21 protein-coding genes and 3 pseudogenes are annotated in these 18860 nt (G+C 65.6%); 11 read left to right on the forward strand and 13 right to left on the reverse strand.

The genetic code is table 11. The features are described 5' to 3' along the window. The first annotated feature begins 6 nt into the window (after positions 1-6). The gene (locus tag ACZYZ4_RS09275) at positions 7-261 is read left to right on the forward strand and encodes a hypothetical protein (RefSeq protein ID WP_181577303.1); all 255 of its coding nucleotides are present in this window, start codon (positions 7-9) and stop codon (positions 259-261) included. 331 nt (positions 262-592) lie between these two features. After that, positions 593-763: pseudogene (locus tag ACZYZ4_RS09280) on the forward strand (mannitol dehydrogenase family protein); the annotation flags it as partial. Here the strand turns inward: ACZYZ4_RS09280 and ACZYZ4_RS09285 are convergent. Next, positions 712-864: a hypothetical protein gene (locus tag ACZYZ4_RS09285; RefSeq protein ID WP_463860169.1), complete on the reverse strand. Its 153-nt coding sequence runs from the start codon at positions 862-864 to the stop codon at positions 712-714. The pseudogene ACZYZ4_RS09280 and the gene ACZYZ4_RS09285 sit on opposite strands and share 52 nt — an antisense overlap. Positions 865-874: 10 nt before the next feature. Further along, a complete protein-coding gene (locus tag ACZYZ4_RS09290; RefSeq protein WP_463860171.1) occupies positions 875-1300 on the reverse strand; it encodes an FGGY family carbohydrate kinase in 426 nt (141 codons plus the stop codon). On the opposite strand from ACZYZ4_RS09290, the gene ACZYZ4_RS09295 reads away from it, so the two are divergent. Next, positions 1224-1385 (forward strand): hypothetical protein, encoded by a 162-nt coding sequence (locus ACZYZ4_RS09295; RefSeq protein WP_463860252.1) that lies wholly within the window; start codon positions 1224-1226, stop codon positions 1383-1385. The genes ACZYZ4_RS09290 and ACZYZ4_RS09295 overlap by 77 nt on opposite strands. A 376-nt stretch (positions 1386-1761) precedes the next feature. After that, positions 1762-3115, forward strand: a pseudogene (locus tag ACZYZ4_RS09300) (uracil-xanthine permease family protein). 29 nt (positions 3116-3144) lie between these two features. Here ACZYZ4_RS09300 and ACZYZ4_RS09305 read toward each other — a convergent pair. From ACZYZ4_RS09305 to ACZYZ4_RS09320, 4 genes are all read right to left on the reverse strand, one after another. Further along, positions 3145-4008 (reverse strand): SGNH/GDSL hydrolase family protein, encoded by an 864-nt coding sequence (locus tag ACZYZ4_RS09305; RefSeq protein ID WP_463860172.1) that lies wholly within the window; start codon positions 4006-4008, stop codon positions 3145-3147. After that, the gene (locus tag ACZYZ4_RS09310; RefSeq protein WP_463860174.1) at positions 4005-4823 is read right to left on the reverse strand and encodes a GAF domain-containing protein; all 819 of its coding nucleotides are present in this window, start codon (positions 4821-4823) and stop codon (positions 4005-4007) included. Before ACZYZ4_RS09310 ends, ACZYZ4_RS09305 begins: the two co-directional genes overlap by 4 nt. Positions 4824-4946: 123 nt before the next feature. Then, positions 4947-5462 (reverse strand): hypothetical protein, encoded by a 516-nt coding sequence (locus ACZYZ4_RS09315; protein ID WP_463860175.1) that lies wholly within the window; start codon positions 5460-5462, stop codon positions 4947-4949. A 42-nt stretch (positions 5463-5504) separates the two neighbouring features. Further along, on the reverse strand, positions 5505-6404 hold the full coding sequence (locus tag ACZYZ4_RS09320) for an SDR family oxidoreductase (protein WP_463860176.1): 900 nt from the start codon (positions 6402-6404) through the stop codon (positions 5505-5507). A gap of 188 nt (positions 6405-6592) precedes the next feature. Here ACZYZ4_RS09320 and ACZYZ4_RS09325 point away from each other — a divergent pair, with 188 nt between their 5' ends. Together ACZYZ4_RS09325 and ACZYZ4_RS09330 are read left to right on the forward strand one after the other, a co-directional pair. Next, the gene (locus tag ACZYZ4_RS09325; RefSeq protein ID WP_463860178.1) at positions 6593-7087 is read left to right on the forward strand and encodes a DUF6328 family protein; all 495 of its coding nucleotides are present in this window, start codon (positions 6593-6595) and stop codon (positions 7085-7087) included. 45 nt (positions 7088-7132) lie between these two features. Then, positions 7133-7354, forward strand: coding sequence for a DUF6766 family protein (locus tag ACZYZ4_RS09330; RefSeq protein WP_463860180.1), 222 nt, complete (start codon positions 7133-7135; stop codon positions 7352-7354). Between the two features lie 72 nt (positions 7355-7426). Here the strand turns inward: ACZYZ4_RS09330 and ACZYZ4_RS09335 are convergent, their stop codons facing one another. From ACZYZ4_RS09335 to ACZYZ4_RS09345, 3 genes are all read right to left on the reverse strand, one after another. Continuing rightward, on the reverse strand, positions 7427-8551 hold the full coding sequence (locus ACZYZ4_RS09335) for a glycerate kinase (protein ID WP_463860246.1): 1125 nt from the start codon (positions 8549-8551) through the stop codon (positions 7427-7429). A gap of 72 nt (positions 8552-8623) precedes the next feature. Continuing rightward, the gene (locus tag ACZYZ4_RS09340; RefSeq protein WP_463860182.1) at positions 8624-9448 is read right to left on the reverse strand and encodes a class I SAM-dependent methyltransferase; all 825 of its coding nucleotides are present in this window, start codon (positions 9446-9448) and stop codon (positions 8624-8626) included. A gap of 54 nt (positions 9449-9502) precedes the next feature. Then, on the reverse strand, positions 9503-9889 hold the full coding sequence (locus ACZYZ4_RS09345; protein WP_463860184.1) for a DUF7793 family protein: 387 nt from the start codon (positions 9887-9889) through the stop codon (positions 9503-9505). Between the two features lie 133 nt (positions 9890-10022). On the opposite strand from ACZYZ4_RS09345, the gene ACZYZ4_RS09350 reads away from it, so the two are divergent. The 3 genes from ACZYZ4_RS09350 to ACZYZ4_RS09360 all read left to right on the forward strand — a co-directional run bounded on the left by ACZYZ4_RS09350 (position 10023) and on the right by ACZYZ4_RS09360 (position 14438). After that, positions 10023-11648 carry an ATP-binding protein gene (locus ACZYZ4_RS09350; RefSeq protein ID WP_463860186.1) on the forward strand — a complete coding sequence of 542 codons (1626 nt, stop codon included), beginning with the start codon at positions 10023-10025 and terminating at the stop codon, positions 11646-11648. A gap of 19 nt (positions 11649-11667) precedes the next feature. Continuing rightward, positions 11668-13206, forward strand: coding sequence for a putative bifunctional diguanylate cyclase/phosphodiesterase (locus ACZYZ4_RS09355; protein ID WP_463860188.1), 1539 nt, complete (start codon positions 11668-11670; stop codon positions 13204-13206). A 284-nt stretch (positions 13207-13490) separates the two neighbouring features. After that, positions 13491-14438: an EAL domain-containing protein gene (locus tag ACZYZ4_RS09360; RefSeq protein ID WP_463860189.1), complete on the forward strand. Its 948-nt coding sequence runs from the start codon at positions 13491-13493 to the stop codon at positions 14436-14438. Positions 14439-14469: 31 nt separating this feature from the next. Here the strand turns inward: ACZYZ4_RS09360 and ACZYZ4_RS09365 are convergent, their stop codons facing one another. From ACZYZ4_RS09365 to ACZYZ4_RS09380, 4 genes are all read right to left on the reverse strand, one after another. Continuing rightward, positions 14470-14709, reverse strand: coding sequence for a DUF6480 family protein (locus tag ACZYZ4_RS09365; RefSeq protein ID WP_463860191.1), 240 nt, complete (start codon positions 14707-14709; stop codon positions 14470-14472). Positions 14710-15054: 345 nt separating this feature from the next. After that, a complete protein-coding gene (locus ACZYZ4_RS09370) occupies positions 15055-15861 on the reverse strand; it encodes a glycerophosphodiester phosphodiesterase family protein (RefSeq protein ID WP_463860193.1) in 807 nt (268 codons plus the stop codon). 27 nt (positions 15862-15888) lie between these two features. Further along, positions 15889-16137 carry a hypothetical protein gene (locus ACZYZ4_RS09375; RefSeq protein WP_463860195.1) on the reverse strand — a complete coding sequence of 83 codons (249 nt, stop codon included), beginning with the start codon at positions 16135-16137 and terminating at the stop codon, positions 15889-15891. Positions 16138-16240: 103 nt separating this feature from the next. After that, positions 16241-17059: an HAD family hydrolase gene (locus ACZYZ4_RS09380; protein ID WP_463860197.1), complete on the reverse strand. Its 819-nt coding sequence runs from the start codon at positions 17057-17059 to the stop codon at positions 16241-16243. Between the two features lie 216 nt (positions 17060-17275). On the opposite strand from ACZYZ4_RS09380, the pseudogene ACZYZ4_RS09385 reads away from it, so the two are divergent. Then, positions 17276-18358 (forward strand): annotated as a pseudogene (locus ACZYZ4_RS09385) (ABC transporter substrate-binding protein). A gap of 129 nt (positions 18359-18487) precedes the next feature. Then, entirely contained in the window at positions 18488-18859 is a 372-nt protein-coding gene (locus tag ACZYZ4_RS09390) for a LapA family protein (RefSeq protein WP_463860199.1), read from the forward strand. The last annotated feature ends 1 nt before the right edge of the window (position 18860 follow it).

The raw sequence follows: 18860 nt of genomic DNA on the forward strand, positions 1-18860 counted from the left end.
TTTGCTTTGCCCAAATGGCGGCCAAACAGCTGCGGTGAGACGACGACAAACACCTTCGGGGCCAACACGGGGGAGTCCATCACCGCGTCCCAGGCCCCTGGCGGGGCCGCCGGGCAGGGGGCATACGGGAACACCGCGGCGAACACAAAGTACCTGGCCACGTCCAGCACCGATGATGCCGGCAACCAGTCCCTGTACACCTACAACGGGGCCGGGAACATGCTGACGTCCACCGATGCCTCGCCGCGGCCGCGGCCCTGAGCTACAACACCGACGGCACCGTTGCCGCCGCCCTGGCGCCGGGCAACGGGACCAACAAGACCCAGTACGGGTACGACTACAGCCACCAGCTGACGACCCTGACCCCGGTCACCGGGTCCTCGCTCGCTTCCCGGACGTTCACCTACGACACCTGGGGCAGGCCGGCCACGGCCACCAACGGGCGCGGCACCACCCTGAGCTACAGCTATGACGCCGTTGGACGGCTGTCCGGTACCCGGTGCTCCATGATTTCCAGCCGGGAGCCGCTCCGCGGACGACCTTCGGTCTCGTCATCGAAGCACTCTCCCGCCGTCGGAAACGCGGGCTGGCCCCCTTCACCGTGATGAAGCTGCGCCTCCTCAACGCCAGCCACCAGGGCTTGTGCTATTTCGGCTACCGCTACGCTCACGAAGTCTGCCAGGACCCGCTGTTCACCCAATTCCTGCTCGACTACATGGACAAGGCCACCCCCACCCTCCAGCCTGTCCCCGAGATCGACCTCAGCGAGGCGTCAGCAAAGCCGGCAATGGTGCCGGTAGGATCGCTGATTCGTCGTTCCGTGGATGTGAAGACGGTCCCGCTGGTTCCAATCGATGCCGCCACTTCACCCGGTTTATGGGTTAAACCCAGTGCTGCTCCCGCGTTGTCTCCGCACCCTGCAGCCACCAGGGTTCCTGTCGCTGTTGCACCTGCAGTGGCAGAGGGTTCGATCACGGTGGCAGGTCGGGGGATCTGCCGAACGCCCACTCCACGAGGTCGTGCCGATAGATGTCGTTGCGAACAGAGTAATAGCCCGTTCCCGACGCGTCACTGCGGTCGGTGGTCGGGTAGTTCTGCGCTCCAGGATCTGCCAGATCAGCCAGTCGTGCGGAAGCAGGACTTTGCGGACGCGGTCGGCCAGCTCGGGATGGTTGTCGGCGAGCCACGCAAGCTTGGTGATGGTGAAGGAGGACACCGGGACGATGCCGATCTCCTCCGCCCATATCTGTGCCCCGAGCTCCTGGCGCAGCCGGTCGGCCTGGGGTGCGCTGCGGGACATGGGGTACCTGGGCGGGCTCATCGGCGACACCGCGGGTGGCTTGGTTGCAACTGTTGGTGACATCAATACGTCTACGCTGCCCTGATGGACGGACGGCTCCTGAAGCCGGCCACCGTCAAAGAAATGCTGCTGGCGCCGAAGGGGCTACGGTCTTGGCCTCGAGCGGTGGGGCGACGCCTGCGAGGGCGGCTTCTACTACAGCCATGCCGGCGATACGGCGGGATACGGAACCATGGTCCTGACAACCCCAGACAGCAGCCGTCAGCTCACCATTACCCTTGCATATCCTCCTGACCAGCTGAACCTCACACCGTACGTGCCGAGTAACGAGCTGGCCTGGGAAGTACTGAGGATCGCGAGGAAGGCACTCGACAGCAGCTGCTAAACCCGGGCTGGCCGCGCGGTATTGTTGCACCGGAAGATCCCAGCCCCAGCGGCAACCCCCTTGAAAGGCCCCGACCATGAGCATGCTCGGAATGAAATGGAAGCTCCACGGCACCGGCAAATCGATTAAGCCCGGCCACGTGGTCGCTCCGGATGAGCGGCTGGCCTGGCCCCTGACCATCGGCGTGGGCATGCAGCACGTCGTGGCCATGTTCGGAGCCACCTTCCTGGTTCCCATCATCACCGGGATGCCGCCGGCCACCACCCTGTTCTTCTCCGGCATCGGCACACTGCTGTTCCTGGTCATCACCAAGGGGCGGGTGCCCAGCTACCTCGGCTCCAGCTTCGCGTTCATCGCGCCCATCATGGCGTCCCAGCAGCAGTTCGGCGTGCCGGGCGCGCTGGGCGGAGTGGTGCTCGCCGGCGTCGCACTGGCCCTGATCGGTGCGATCGTGCAGAAGTTCGGCGCGGGCTGGATCAACCGGCTGATGCCGCCCATCGTCACGGGCGCCATCGTGGCGCTGATCGGCCTGAACCTTGCCCCCGCGGCGAAAATGAACTTCGACGCCGCCCCCGTCACCGCCGTCATCACGCTGGCCACCATCATCCTGGTGAGCGTTCTTTTCCGCGGAATCGTCGGCCGGCTCAGCATCCTGGTGGGCGTGGTGGTGGGCTATCTCGTGGCCATGCTGCGCGGCGAAGTGAGCTACGAAAAAATGGAGGCCGCCGCCTGGATCGGCCTGCCGCACTTCCAGACCCCCGAGTTCCATGTGGGCGTGCTGGGTCTCTTTGTCCCCGTGGTGCTGGTCCTGGTTGCCGAGAACATCGGGCACGTAAAGTCCGTGGCGGCCATGACCGGCCAGAACCTCGACGGCGTCTCCGGCCGCGCGCTGATGGCGGACGGCGCCGCTACTGTCCTCGCCGGCCTGGGTGGCGGCTCCGGCACCACCACCTACGCGGAGAACATCGGCGTTATGGCGGCCACGAAAGTGTATTCGACCGCGGCGTATTGGGTTGCCGGCATCTTCGCCATTGTGCTGAGCTTCTCGCCGAAATTCGGCGAACTGATTGCCACGGTCCCGTCAGGCGTGCTGGGCGGTGCCGCCACCATGCTCTACGGCATGATCGGTATCCTGGGCGTCAAGATCTGGGTGCAGAACAAGGTGAACTTCTCCAACCCGGTGAACCTGACCACCGCCGCCGTCGCGCTGATCATCGGCATCGCCGACTACACCTGGACCATCGGGGAACTGACGTTCACCGGCATCGCCCTCGGCTCAGCCGCCGCCCTGGTGATCTACCACGGCATGAAAGCCATCGCGAAGGCCCGCAGCTCGGTGGCTGAACCGGAAACGGAGCAAGGCGGGCCTGCCGCCCGCCGTCACGGCCGCCGCTAACGCAGCAGCGAAACGCGCACCGAAGAAGCGCTGACCCGTCCGCAGGCGCGTCAAGCTGTTGCGTCAGGCTGCGTGACCGCCGCCGATGAATGGGCCGGGCGGGGTTCCGATGCCGAAAACCGGCCGCGGGTCGGGACGCTTGGCGGTCAAATCCGCTTCTGGCGGGTGCCTCAATTGCCGGATCACCCACGGAACGAGATATTCCCGTGCCCAGATGAGGTCCTCGGTCCTGGCTTCCTTCCAGCTGTGGGGCAGCGGGGGCTTAGGGTCCCACGGCTCCAGTGTGTGCGGGACACCCAGGGCCTTCAGCACGGCCGCGGCGATGGTGTGGTGCCCCAGCGGTGAGAAGTGCAGCCGGTCCGGATCCCACATGCCCGCGTTCGACAGTTCGCGCAGGAACCACAGGTCAACCATGACCGCGTCGTGGCGGGCGGCCACCGCGTGCAGGTTCTCGTTGAAGATGGCCACTTTGCCGCGGATCTGGCTGAAGACCGGCGTCGCACCCCAGTCCGGCCCGGCAAAGAGGACCACGGTGGCGCCGGACCGGGCCAGCTGCTCCACGCCGTCGTCGATCTTTTCGGCGAGCCGGTCAGGATCGCTGCGCCGGAAAACAATATCGTTGCCGCCAGCGGAAAGCGTCACCAGGTCGGGCTTCAGGGCCAGCGCCGGTGCAAGCTGCTGGTCGAAGATCTGCTGTACCAGCAGGCCCCGGACAGCAAGGTTGGCGTAGGCGAAATCAGGCTGGTTCGCACTGAGTTCCTCGGCCACGCGGTCCGCCCAGCCGCGCAGACCACCCTCGCTGCGCGGCTCGGGGTCACCGATGCCCTCAGTGAAGGAGTCGCCCAACGCAACCAGCCGGTGCCACGGGTGGGGCGCCAGTTCCACAGCGGCCTTCTTGGCTGCAATGTCCTGCTTCCAGACGTTCATGCCGGACTCCCTGTTTTGTGAGGTCCCTGGCGGAGTGCGCGTATTTCAATGTCAGCGAGACCCCGGAAGACGGCATTTTCCTGGCCGGGTCCTGCCGGGTCCGGGCGCGAGGCAGCCACAATATTCAGGGCCGTCTCGCGAAGCCCCTGGCGCGTGTGCCGTGCAACGGTCCGGAGGTACTGCAGGGCGGCCTCATGGCCGAGCCCGTACTCGGACTTGAGGGTGCTGACTGCCAGGTCCATGAGTACCATGGAGCTTTGGGCTACCGCCAGTTGCGCGCCGGCTTCGGCCCGCTCCGCCACACGCACCACCATCCGCAGCGACCGGGCCACCTGCCGCGCATACCGGCGCGTCCTGATGATGTCCTCGCTGGTGAAGGCATGGGGAGTGGACGCGTACAGGCTCAGTGCGGCACTCCATCCGGCAGCGGCCACAATCGGCATGGACAGCAACGACCTGACGCCGTGGTCCGCGGCAGCACTGGCATAGCCCGGCCACCGCCGGTCGCGGGCGACGTCGGCCAGGTGCACAAAATCACTCGCGCGCACGGCTTCCAGCACAGGTCCGTCCGCAAACGAGCACTGTTCTTCGTCCGCGGCGCGGGCTGCGGACGTCCCGGCGGCGGCGGTCCGGGCCGATCCGTGGCGGAAGAAGGTTACAGCCCAGCTGATACCGCGGGAATCGCCGTCGATGTCGCGCATGAACTCGCGGGTGACCGCAGCAAGGAAATCTTCAACATCCGTGCTGTCGATCACCACATCTTGGGGGTCGGGAAGCGATTCCCAGCCCGGCTCCCCCGGTGTCTCCGCGGCCATGTTCCACGCCTAGGTTCGAAACGCGTGGCCCACTGCAAAACCTATTTCTAGGATACGTCCGGTGACCGGTCCGCGGGCGGTGTCCAGCCACACAAAAACCGCAGCCCGCGAACAGAACAGTGCTTACCCGGCGTCGAAACTTTTCTCGTCGTCGTCCTTCGGTGACTTGTCCTTGGGGCGGTCGGTTCCGCTGCCGTCCGGCAGGCCGGCAGCATCCTGTCCGGATTCCGACGAGAAGGGTTCCGAGCCCTGCGAATCGTCGTTGGCCTCGTTGATCTCCGCCTCGGCGGAGGGCACGTCGGCGTCGCGCGGAATCGGCGGTTCGCCCGGTTCGAAGCCCGGATCGTTGGTGTCACTTTCGGCGTGATGCTGGTCATCGGTGCCGCCGAAGCGGCCGGCACCCGGTTCGCCGGCGCTGTCCTTGTCTTCCTCATCGAAGTGGCTGAGATTGGGAGTGCCCGTGACAAACGTTTCGCCGTCAGGGCTGTCCTGGTTCAGGCCGGCGGCATCAAAATCCTCTTCCTCGCGGGGCTGGGCGAACTGCTTGGTCTCCGCTCCGCCCGTCTCCTGTTCCGCCGTCGGCGTGCCGTAGCCGCCCACTTCCTCGTCTGGTTCCGTGTGCTGGTTGTCCTGACTCATGGTTCCTCCTGTTGTGGATGTGAATCTGACGTGCAAACTTCGCTACAGGCCCTTGCCGCCGGTCACCGGCAGCACTGCTCCGGAGATGTAGGATCCCTGGTCGGACGCCAGCAGCACATAAGCCGCGGCGAGCTCCGCCGGCTGACCCGCGCGCTGCAACGGCGTGTCCTGCCCGAAGGTGGGCAGCTTGTCCGGCCATTCCGTGGCGGGGATCAGCGGGGTCCAGATGGGGCCCGGGGCCACCGCGTTGACGCGGATCCCCTTCGGTCCCAGTTCCTGGGCCAGCGCCTTGGTGAAGGCAACCTGCGCCGCCTTGGTCATGGCGTAGTCAATCAGCCCCGGGGACGGGTTGAAGGCCTGGACGGAGGCCGTAGTGATGATCGAGGAGCCAGCCTTGAGGTGCGGGACCGCGGCTCGGGCGGTCCAGAGCAGGGAATAGAGATTGGTCTTGAACACGCGGTCGAATTCCTCGGTAGGGAGGGACTCGAAACTCTCGCGGTTCTTCTGGTAGGCGGCGTTAAGCACCACCACATCCAGACCGCCAAATTCAGCCACGGCATCTGCGACGATTCGGGTGCTGAAGTCCTCTTCCCGTCCGTCTCCGGCCAACAGCAGCGCACGCCGGCCCGCTTTGCGGATCCAGTCGGCGGTGTCCTGGGCGTCCTCCTCTTCTTCCGGAAGGTAGGAAATTGCAACGTCGGCACCCTCGCGGGCGAAGGCGATGGCTGCCGCCTTGCCGATTCCGGAGTCTCCGCCGGTGATGAGCGCCGCCTTACTCTGCAGCGCACCGCGCCCTTCGTAGCTGAGTTCGCCGTGGTCCGGCTTGGGATCCATGGGCGCGGTGAGTCCCGGCTGTTTCTGTTCCTGCTTCGGGAAGGGCCCGGAGTGATAGCCGTCCCGGGGGTCTGTGGGCGGGCCTGTCCGTTTCTGCGTGTCGCTCATAGTCCACCTCTTCATTGAATCGGGTTTGGAAGGGCTTCTGCCTGCACCGGCTCTTCGAAACTATCCCGCCCGGAGGAGCAAGTCCACCGCACGGAGCGAATAATCAGTAAACTTATCAAACGTTGCCCTGGGCGCAACTTGGGCCTAGTTTTGGAGCACGCTGCTATGCCCCGGAAGCGAGGAAACCAATGTCGGATGTTGAGGACTTCACCGGAAGCACCGGCCGGAATGAAACCCGGGAAGAACAGCTTGACCGGAACTGGGCCGAGCTGCTGCAGGAACTCAGGGTGCTGCAGACCGGGGTCCAGATCCTTGCCGGCTTCCTCCTGACGCTGCCCTTCCAGCAGCGGTTCGAGGACCTGGACGATTTCCAGGTGGTCCTCTATCTCGTCAACGTGGTCATCGCGACGCTGACCACCGCCTTTATCCTGCTTCCCGTCAGCGTCCACCGCAGGCTCTTCCGCCAACGGCTCAAGGAAACCCTGGTCTCCAGCGCAGACAGCATTACCAAAATCGCCCTGGCCGGCGTGGGGATGCTCAGTGTGGGGACAGCCGCCCTGGTCTTTGACGTAACGGCCGGCCGAACCGCCGGCCTGACCGCCGGCGGAATCCTACTGGCGGTCCTCCTGGTCCTGCTGATCTACGTCCCGCTGCGGCTCAACAGGCGCGCAGCGGAACGGTAGCCACCCACCAGGCCACCAAGCAGGGATCCGATCGAAGGAGTGCACATGCGCACGTGGGCCAAGGAACACGGGCTTTTGCTCGCCAACGCCGGACTGTTCCTGGCGTTTTTCGGCGGCATGACCCTCTCCGGGGCTGCGGTTTACAGCGAGGATCAGGTGGCCCATGGGCAGCCGGGAGTCACGGTTCTGGAGTACCTGTCCACCGGCGATTTTGTCGAAGCCACGTTTGAAAACTGGGAATCCAAGTTCCTGCAGATGGCCATGTAACGCTCCCTGCCCGTAGTCCTGCTGCTGCTGTTTGGTGTCGCGTCGTTCAGCCTGCACCTCCGGGCCCTGGCTTCAGGCGCCTTCCAGAACCTGGCTGGTGGCCCAGGTCAGATATTTTGCGGCGTTGGCGACGGCGTCTTCCGGGCTGGCCGCAACATCCAGCAGCTGCGCCGCGGCTACCACGCCATGCCCGGCCAGGTCCTCGGGCGTGACCAGGATCCGCCCCGCCACCACGATCACCGGGATCCCGCGTTCCCGGGCTGCGTCGGCGAGCGCGATGGGGGCCTTGCCGGTCAGTGACTGCGAGTCCATGGAGCCCTCACCGGTGATCACCAGGTCTGCGTTGTCCAGTTGACCCGAGAGGCCCGTGAGTCCCGCAACCAGCGCGAACCCGCCTTCCAGCCGGGCGTTGGTGAAGGCAAGGAACGACGCCGGGAAGCCACCCGCCGCCCCGGCTCCCGGGATGTTAACGTCCCGGCCAGTGGCCTCCCGGAGTACGGACGCCCAGTTGCGGAGACCGGCGTCGAGCTGTTCCGTTGCCTCGTCGTCGGCACCCTTCTGGGCGCCGAAGACGTGCGCCGCGCCTGTGGCGCCATACAACGGGTTCTGGACGTCCACGGCGATCCTGAACGAGACGGTGGACAGGCGGGGATCCAGTCCGGAGGTATCGAGGGCTGCAACGTCGGCGAGTGATCCGCCGCCCAGCGGGACAACGTTTCCGGCGGCGTCCAGCGGCTTGAGGCCCAGCGCGCGCACGGCGCCGCTGCCGCCGTCGGTCATGGCCGATCCGCCAAGGCCCAGCACAATCTCGGTGGCGCCGGCGTCGAGCGCCGCGGCGATCAGCTGCCCGCAGCCGTAACTGTGCGCCCGCAGGGCGTTAGCGGGGGTGGGTTCCATCTCAGCCAGGCCGGAGGCCTGCGCTGTCTCGATGACGGCGGTAGCACCGCCGTCGGTGTTCTTCCGGATGGCCCAGGCGGCTCCCACGGGGGCAAGAATGGGACCCACAACGGCGTTGAGTCGCTCCTCGTAGCCGGCTGAAACGGCAGCCTCCAGGGTTCCCTCACCGCCGTCGGCGATCGGAAACTGGTTGGCGACAGCGTCCGGGTAGACGCGCAGCGCACCTTCAGCGATGGCGGCGGCGGCCTCCGCGGCGGTGAGCGAGCCCTTGAACTTGTCCGGAGCGATGAGAATGCGCATGCCGTCCATCATGCCAGCCATATCCAGGAAAGCGCTTGCCCGATCCGGCATGCGGACACCTCAGGACGCCCCCTACCGGCTGGCGGGGGGATCTTCGGGCTTGAGCACTGCAAAGTAGCCCGGCACCCTGCTGCTTCCCGCGGCGTCCATCAGCGGGTTGGTCTCGATGGTTGCGACCCCGTCTTCCACGAGCGCCCACCGGTCCTTTGGCATCACGCGGGCGAGCTCTTCCGGTCCGAAGCGGCCCGGCATGGGCAGCTTACGGATTGCCAGCTCCAACGGGGCAGGGATGCTCCGGGGCGACGCCCCCAGGTGCGCGACGTACTCCACCTGGTTGCCCTGGAAGTTCGTCTCCGCCAGGAAGACTGTGCCGCGGGCGCCCACGAGCTGCCTCAGATTTTCCATCAGCGCGGCCTGATCGGTCGGGGCCAGGACGTGCAGCACGCCGCGGACAAAGACGTTAGCGTCCGTGGATCCCACGAGTCCCGTGCCTGCCCCTGGCTGAGTCATGTCACGCGCCAGGTAGCTGACACCCTCAACGCCTGCCGATTCGTCGCGGGCGCGGGCCACCGCGTGCGCAGACACGTCAACGCCCAGGACCTGCGGCGAAAACGCCGTCAGAGCGCGGCTGAATGCGCCATGCCCGCATCCCACATCCACCACGGGAAGGCTGGGATCGAAGTACCGCTGCAGGACGTCCCGATAGCCCAGCAGCTCGTGGTCCGTGCCGGAATCCCACAGCACGTCACTCCGGGCGCCCGTCCTGGCGATCGCGGCCCAATACCTGTCCCAGGCCACGGTCCTGTTCTTCGGAGCAGACCAGGACAGCCTGATCAGTTTGGGCAGGATCAGGTACTTCCGCAAGGCGGAGAGCACGGGTTTCGCTGGGGAGGACATCGTACAAATATAGGACCCCAAACGCGCCGCGGCGGTTTGGCCGGGCGGGTCCCTTCAGGCTGGGGCCCCGGGTTCCTTCAGCAGCCAGGCCATGGCGTCGTCACGGGACGTAAAGAACCGGGTGGGGCACGGCAGTTTGTTGATGCCCAGGATGAAGTTGGCCAGTACTCTATCAACCGGAGACGCCCCCAGCAGCGCAATGCGGGAGGCCTGGCAGGGGCGGCCAAAAACGGCACGGGCTCCCCGGCTGACCTGGGCCGTGGTGGCCATATCCACCAGCATTGGATGGCGGAGGGAACCGCACAGGTCGTTCACGTTCTGCATGGCGGCCTCGGCATCGGATTCCGCGATGGACACACCCCGCGGCCACTTCAGCCGGATAACACCCTGTTCATCCAGCGTCAGGTCCGCTTTGGCTGCTTCTGCAGGCTGACTCGTCACGATTAACCTCTCCGCATTTTTATAGGAACAGGCATGCTCCGTCACCCTACAATGTACTGAGTCAGGAGCAAACGGGTGCTCACTCAGGAGCGAAGGGGGCAGGTTGCCAGCGGACACACCACATTTCGCAACCGTGCCATACCTGGCTGTCGTTGCGGACCCCGACGCCGGACGCCGGGAATTCACGACGGCGGCACTTGAGGCGGCGGGCTTCACGGTCGGCGCTGTGGACAATGCCACCAGTCTGTCGGCCGTTCTGGACCAGCGCGAGCCCTCCGTCCTGGTCCTGGACAGTTCACTCTCCGACGTCGACGCGACCGCCCCTGTGTTGGTCCTCGTTGATCTCGACAGCCCTGCCGAAGTCAAGGCGGTGGAGCACGCCGGCGTACGGGACAGCATCTCCAAACCGCCTACTGCCAAGGAACTCGTCCACCGCGCCACAGCCCTGATCAACCTGGTCTCGCGCCGGAATGAAGCGCGGCAGGAAGCGGAGACGTTACGTGAAAGGCTACGGCAGGTATCCGCGGCGGTCCGCGGAACCAACCATCCGCAACAGATCGCCGACTTTGTGGTCAGGGGGTTCGGTGAGACTTTCGGCGCGGACCGGGTCTGGCTGACCACGTTCGACGACGACAGGGTGGCACCCATCACCGCCCAGTGGCACCGGCCCGACCTGGCTCCGCTACCTGAAGGATTGTTCACGGACGAAGGCCCGGTACGCAGGGCGGCTGACGTTCTGTGGGCGCGGGCTGAGGCCCTGACGGCGGACGGAGCGTTCGCGCCACTCGGCGCCGGCGACGTCCGGCTGCCGGCCGAACTCGCGAAACTGCGCGCCGCCGCATCCGTGGCCGTCCCGATGGGGGACGGCAGCTCGTCACTGGGAATTATCTGGATCGCCCTCCTGGACTCCCCCCGGGAATGGTCGCGGGCTGAGCTGGCACTGATCCAGCATGTGGCCGGCAATACCGCCCACGGCCTGATCCAAAGCCACCTGATCACCAGCCAGCAGCAGGTGGTCAAGCAACTCCAGCAGCTGGACAAAGCCAAGACCGACTTCCTGGCCACCGTCAACCATGAGCTGCGAACGCCGCTGACATCGATCATGGCTTACCTGGACATGATCCAGGAGAATACCGCCGATCCGGTGTCCAGCGAGGTCCACCAGATGTTGGACATCGTAGTCAGGAACACCGAACGGCTGCGGTTGCTGATCGAAGACATGCTGAGCGTCTCCCGCAACGGGCATGAGCAAAGTCCGCTGCACCTGACCCCTGTCCGGCTGGCGCGGACGCTCGAGATCGTCACCGCTGCGCTGAGGCCGCTCGCAAAAGTACAGAACGTCGCCATTGCCATGGCAATGGCCTCGGACGATATGGAAATCCTTGCAGATGAAGTGCAGCTGCAGCAGGTTTTCACGAATCTGGTCTCCAATGCCATCAAGTTCACCCCCGGCGGAGGACAGATCGACGTCGTCAGTCTGACGCGGGCAGATGCAGACGGCACCCGCTGGGCGACGGTCAGCGTCTCGGACACCGGAATGGGGATCTCCAGTGACGAGATTGCCCACATCTTCACTCGCTTTTACCGCGCCTCGAACGCGATGTCCGGGGCGGTTCCGGGTACCGGACTTGGGCTCGCCATCACGCAGGACATCGTCCAACGCCACGGCGGCCGCATTGACGTAACCTCGGAGCTGGGTGTTGGCACCACTGTCACCGTGAACCTCCCCCTTGGAGCCCACGCGTCCCAGGAGACCTGACCCGGAAAGGAGGCACCAGATGTTCGCTGACGGTGACCCCAGGCTCTCCCAGCTGCTCGATGGCATCGTCCGGCTCGCCTCCGGAGACCTCCAGTCGCGGATAGAAGTTTCGCCGGCCCGGGACGAGCTCGACGCCATCATCATGGGCACCAACCTCCTGGCCGAGGACCTCCAGATCATTTACGAGGAGCTTGAGCAGCGTGTTGAGGTCCGCACGCAACTGCTGCACGAAGCCCACCGCGAAATGCAGAAGATGGCCATGCAGGATCCCCTCACCGGCCTCGCCAACCGCTCGGCGCTTCTGGCCGCGCTGAGGTCCGCCCAAGACCACGACGGCGATGCCCGCAGCCAGCCCGTTATCCTCCTGCTTGACCTTGACGCCTTCAAATCCATCAACGACACCCTCGGCCACACCGCCGGCGATCAGGTACTGATCACCGTGGCGCACCGCATCCGCAGCGCCGTCCGGACCAGCGACGTTGTTGCCCGGCTGGGCGGGGACGAGTTTGCCATCGTTATGCCGGCCACGGGCGCCGACCAGGCCGACGTCGTAGGCCAGCGCATCCTGGCAGCCATCAAGGAACCCATAGGCCTGCCGGACCGGACCGTCCGCTGCGGGGCCAGCCTAGGACTCAGCGTCGGGGCGGCCGGGCGGAGGGCCGAGGACCTGCTGATGGAGGCCGATGTGGCCATGTATGCCTCCAAAGCCGAGGGCCAGAACCGGCTGCACGTCTTTGAACCCGGTCTCCTGCTGGTCCGCAGGCTCCGCAGCCAGCTGCTGGAGGACCTCCGGGCCGCCATCAAGGGCGAGGGTCTGGTGCTGCACTACCAGCCCGTGGTTGAACTGGGCACCGGGCGCATCGAAGGGGTGGAAGCCCTGGTCCGCTGGGACCACCCCACCCGCGGCCGGATCATGCCCGACGAGTTCATCCCACTGGCAGAAGATGCCGGGTTGATCTCCGAGCTGGGCCTGTGGGTGCTCAGCACGGCTGTAGGACAGCTACGCCGCTGGATTGATGCCGAACTGGTGGACAGCCGGTTTTCCGTCCGGATCAACATCTCCGCAACGGATCTGCAGAGCCTGCAGTTCATCGAGGACGTCCGCGCCGTGCTCAAGCAGACGGGCGTCCGTCCCGAGCAGGTTGTCCTGGAGCTGACGGAAGCGGCCATCGTCAGGGGCAACGAACTGGACCGGTATTCCCTGGGCGGGCTGCGCGGACTGGGCGTCGGAATCGAGATCGACGACTTCGGTACCGGATATTCCTCCATCAGCTACCTGCGCCGGCTCCCGGTGGACCGGGTCAAAGTGGACCGTTCCCTGATCGAGGGCCTGGGCACAGACCCCAGCCAGCCGGCACTGGTGGCTGCAGTCCTGCAGCTGGTGCGCGCCTGCGGGCTCGAAGCCGTATGGGAAGGCGTGGAAACAGCGGAACAGGTCGAGCACCTCAGGAACCTCGGGTGCCTCAGCGCACAGGGCTATTTCTTCAGCAAGCCCGTCCCGCCGGAACAGATTCCTGCGCTGCTGGCCGAAACATCATCCAAGAGTAATAGAGGTTGATCGATTAAGGGCTGCGCTTTTGGATCATCCCGATATACGATCAAGTGGCAGTATCCGATTTTCTAGGCTAGGAAGATCGGCATTAATCAGGAGTGGCGCATTCCGAAGGCATCTGGAAATTTGCAAAAGGGGCCAAGGAGCCATTACTTCGTCAACTGGGGGCGTTGCTAATGACGGTTCGGGTACAAGCTTGGGGAGTTATTGCTGCGGTATTGGCGGATTCCGATCCTGCCGGGGCTGCAATACGTCAGCGCCTTAGCGACCGCTTGGGGGAAAATCCCGGTATGCCGGAACGGGCCCTGCTGGAATATCTTCTGGAACGCCGGCAACAGGACGGCGCAGCCGCCGACACTCCGGATATTGCCCGCTTCCCGCAGCCTCTCAGCGCCATGCCGCCACAGCTGGCCGAGCGGCTGGATTCCCTGCGCAGCCTGTCGCGGATCAGCGCGCTGCTGGAAAACCAGATGCTGATGACCGCGTTCCAGCCGATCTACGGCCTCGAATCCAAAGGCGTTGTGGGCGTGGAGGCGTTATCGCGCTTTGTCAGCGACGACGGCGCCAGCGCGGAACTGTGGTTCGCCGAGGCGGCCGCCGTTGGCCTGGGCGCCAACCTGGAATTTTCAGCCCTCGCGTCCGCAGCCGTAGCTGCCGCGAAACTCCCCGCGCACCTCTATGTCTCCCTGAACATCTCCCCCACATCATGCCTGGATCCCCGGTTGCCCGAATTGTTTGACCACATCGAGCTGCCAATAGACCGCATTGTGCTCGAATTGACGGACGAAATTCCGGACGAGGAATACTCGCATTTCATTTCCGCAATTACGCCGCTCCGGGAACGCGGGCTGCGCATTGCAATCGATGATTCACACCCCAGCGCGGGCGCCCTGAGCCGGATGCTCCATCTGCGGCCTGACTTCATCAAGCTGGGCAGGAACGTGATCAGCGGCGTGGACACAGATACCTCCCAGCACGCCCTGGCCGCGTGCCTGGTGGACTTCGCGGAGCAGATCGGCAGTGTCCTGGTGGCCGAAGGGGTTGAAACCACCGAGGAACTGAAGGTTCTGACGGAGTTGGGTTTCAGCGCTGGCCAGGGCTACCTGCTGGGCCGGCCCTCAGTGCGGCCGAAGGACTGGGCGGCGTGGAATACGCCGCTCGACCCCGATGGGCTCCGTCACCTCACCGCCGCAGCGGATCACGCCACCCACGGTCCCGGCGGCACTGACCGGCACTAAGCCCTGCTCGCAGCCACGGGATGACGGCGGGCTATTCGCTGTGGCCCTGGTCGCCGCTCATCTGATCCTCGGCGGGCGGCGTTTCGCCCGGAGGCACGCCCCCGCCCGGCTCCAGACCGGTGATGTTTCCTTCTGCGGGGTCAGGATTGGCTGACGCTGCAGAGTCTTTTCCTGACCGGTGTGGCTCTTTCGGCGACCGATCCGACTCTGCCTGATCGGATCCTGGCTGGTCAGGGTTCGCTGGATCATTTTCAGGATGATAGCTGCTCATGGCGACTCTTCCTTTCCGTGAATCGGCCTGGGATCCGCCCCGGGCTCTGGACTAATTGTAAGCATGCTGATAATTCTGGAACGGTAGTGTTCCGGCAGGCTCCCTGTAGCCCGGCCCCGCCGCCGGACCGGTATCCACCATCCCGGGTGAACCTGAGTCGGATACCCGGACTTCGCCATCGGAGTCAGCGGCGGGCGCTTCGGATGTCCCGAGTGACGTTCCCGACCCCCCGGCGGTTTGCCCCAGGGCGACCCGGACGAATTACGTGCCGATCCCGGCGAGGGTGACGAAGACCCGTCCACGGGATTTGGACGCGGCCGACCGCACGCGCCAAATAGATCCGGGTCAGCTGCCGGGCCACTCGCCGCGCTCCTGCAGGACCTGCTTCAGCAGATCCGCACGGTCCGTCACGATCCCGTCCACGCCCAGGTCAAGCAACCGGTGCATCTCGGCGGGGTGGTTGATGGTCCACACATGGACCACCAGGCCCAGAGTGTGAGCCCGCCGGACATAGGCCGGCGTCACCACCCGGATCGCCCCGTACCGGACCGGAACCTGCAGCGCCTGGACATCCCGCAACGGGCCCCGCAACACAAAACGCAGCCAGGCAGCGGGAAGCACCGGTCCCAGCAGGACAAACAGCGCGTTCGTCACCATCCCTGCCGACGACGCCACCGGACGGCTCAGCAGCTTCAGCACCGCCCGGCGTCGGCGGTCTGAAAAACTGGCCACGAGGACCCGGTCATGCGCGCCGTGCCGTTCGATGCCGGCGGCCAGGCTTTGCACGGAGTTCCAGTCTTTGACGTCCAGGTTCAGCCGGGCAGCCGGGAAGGCCGTCAGCAGTTCATCGAACAGAGGCACAGGCTCGAGCCCGCCGATCCGCGCGGTGGAAACCTCGACGGCGGTCAGCTCGGAAATCCGGCCACGGCTGTCGGTGACCCGGTCCAGGGTCTCGTCGTGGAAAAGCAGCAGCACGCCGTCGGAGGTGGTGTGCACATCCGTTTCGAGGTACTGATAGCCAAGTTCGGCGGCGGCCCGGAACGCGGCCATCGAGTTCTCCAGCCCCTCCCGGGAGAATCCGCGGTGGGCCATGGCGATGGGACGCGGGGGACGGGCAGCACCGCCGGAAGCATCAAAAAACGGCTCAGTCACGTTTGTGAGCGTACCGGAGCCGCTGGGCTATGCGTCCTGCGGCACAATCTCCACGCCGTCACTGCAGTGCAGCAGCGTGCGGCCATGGCCGTTGTCGAGGTCCACCCACACAGCGGTGTGGTCCCAGGTGATGGCATCCACAAACCCGCCGGTTTCGTATCCCCGGGCGAGGCGGACGCGCACGCGGTCGCCCTCTTTCAGTGCCTTCCAGAGCGCAACCGGCTCTGCCGGGCGCAGCGGCGCTTCGGCCGCGCGTTGGTTGCCGTTCCTTGCCATGACTTCCCCCTTAGCTGCGGATGTGTATCCGTAGCCCACGGTAGGTGGCAAACGTGAACGGAAGGTGAGCGGAAGCTGTGAATTCCTGGCCAGGGAGCCGGGATCAGGACAGCTCTACCCCCAGCGCCGCGAGCCTGGCCTCGAGGACCTGGGCCACGCCGTCGTCGTCAAAGTGTGGCGCCTTCTGCCCGGCAGCGCTGATGGCTTCCGGATGGCCACTGGCCATGGCATACCCGTGGCCCGCCCAACGCAGCATCTCGACGTCGTTGGGCATGTCCCCGAACGCCACGACGTCGGCAGCGTCAATGGATAGCGCTTTTGCGTATTCGGCCAGGGTGACGGCTTTGTTGACGCCGGGGAGGGACAGTTCCAGCATCGCCACGGTCGGCGCAGAGTGGGTCGCGGACGCGAGATGGGCGACGGCGGGCCGCACGGCTGCCAGGAAGTCGTCCGCGGTGCCATCCCTGACAATCGCCAGGAACTTCACGACGGCGTCGTCCGGGGTGAGCGTTTCGGCTAGCGGGGCGGGGGTAAATTCGGCCAGCAGCTCGCTGGTACCGTTCTCGATGAAACCCGGCTCAAGGTGGAATCCGGTCAGCGTTTCCGCGGCGAAGAGCGCGGCGGGGCGCAGGTCCTTGATGATCCGCCGCAGTTCCAGCACAGCATCCATGCCCAGCGTCCGGGCGGAAACCAGCCGGTCCGCTTCGAGGTCCCACACCACGGCGCCGTTGGAACAGATGACCGTGCCGGTGTGGCCCAGCTGTTCCTCCAGCGGGTGGAGCCAGCGCGGCGGGCGGCCGGTGACAAAAACGAGCTCGATGCCGGCGTCCCGGCACGCGTGGAAGGCACGGACGGTGCGGTCGCTGATCTTTCCGTCGTGCCCAAGAATCGTTCCGTCAATATCACTTGCTACCAGCCGCATCCTGCCAGTCTACGTGGGACATGGGGCTTCCCGGGCCGTGAAGCTTCCTCCCTGGCGGCTGGTCCGGTGGAGTCGCCCGGCGACGTTTTTTGACGCCGGGCTACGTTCTGTTGAGCCTGCGCGTCGCTGCGTGAACGTCCGTGTCCGGCGCCGTTGTGGGGCGTGGGGGCCGTCCGTAATCTCATCTTCAACATCTCCGCAAGCAAAGGAGATACCGTGACAACTCCTCCGCAGAACCAACCGGCGGCCACCCGCATCGTGGCCGGCCAGACTTCCGCTCCGAAGCGTCCGCTCGGCCTGAAGATCGGCATCGTGGCCGGCATTCTAGCCCTGGTCGGCGGCGGCGTGGCCGTGGCATCGGCCGTCTCCGGCAACGCCGCCGGCACCTCCGCAGCGTCCTCCGCCGCCCCGACCGGCAACCCGGCAGCAGAGCTCAAGCTTGGCTATTTCGGCAACGTGACACATGCACCCGCATTGGTGGGTGTCAGCCAGGGCTACATCGCCAAGAGCTGGGCGATACCAAGCTCAGCACGCAGGTCTTCAACGCCGGGCCCGCCGCGATCGAAGCCCTGAACGCCGGCGCCATCGATGCCACGTACATCGGCCCGAACCCGGCCATCAATTCGTTCGTCAAGAGCGGCGGAGAGTCCGTGAACATCATCGCCGGAGCGGCCGCAGGCGGCGCGCAGCTGGTGGTCAAACCGGAAATCAACTCCGCCGCGAACCTGAAGGGCAAGACTCTCGCCTCGCCGCAGCTCGGCGGCACGCAGGATGTGGCACTCCGCGCCTGGCTCGCCGCCCAGGGCTACAAAACCAACGTTGACGGTGGCGGCGACGTGGCCATCAACCCCACCGAAAACGCGCCAAGGTCCTGGTTGACGAAAAGGACCTCTGGGACGGCTCACTCTCCGGCGAGGCCGGCGAGTTCCCCACCACCATCCTGATCGTGAACAAGAATCGCCGCCGAGCACCCGGACACCGTGAAGGCATTGCTCAAGGGCCACGCCAAGTCTGTTGACTGGCTGAACAGCGCGGCTGCAGGCGAAAAGGCCAGCGTCATCAACGCTGCCCTCAAGGAAGCGGCAGGCGCCGAACTCAAGGCCGGCGTGATCGAGCGGTCCCTGAAGAACATCGTGTTCACCGTGGATCCGCTCGCCGGAAACCTACCCCAAGCTGCTCAAGGACGGCGTGGAAGCCGGCACCACCGAGCAGGCCGACATCAACGGCATCTTCGACCTCACTGCCCTCAACGAGGTCACCGGGGAGAAGACGTCAGCGGCCGGGCTCGGCAAGGAATAGCCCCAGGAGCCGTCGGCCCAGTGCACCACGCAACCCGCTCATCCGCCCGAACTGAACCCAATTGCGGGCCGATGGGCGGGATTCCGCGGCATCCCGCTAAAAAGCCCCGCATGGAGGGACAATGGCGGTATGAGCTCAGAAGAACAGCTGCCGCCCGTCGTCGTACCGCCCGCTCCGGAGTCCCAGCCCACGGTTCAGCGCACCGAGCCTGCCCCTGTGCCTCCCAGGAAGACTGCTTCCCCACGCGTCACCCGCGCCGCAGTCATTTGGAGTGCCGTGGCGGTCAGCCTCGCGGTGCTGGTGCTGCTGATTATTTTCTTTATTCAGAACCAGGACATGGTCGCGGTCAAGTTCCTTGGCTGGGAGGGCCGGCTTGCCCAGGGTGTGGCGTTCTTCATCGCCGCGGTCGGCGGCGGCATACTCGTGGCGATCGCCGGCGGCGCGCGCATCCTGCAGCTGCGCCGCACCGAACGACGGCGGCGCAAGGTTACCAACCTCTAGC

The organism is Pseudarthrobacter adonitolis (assembly GCF_055412845.1).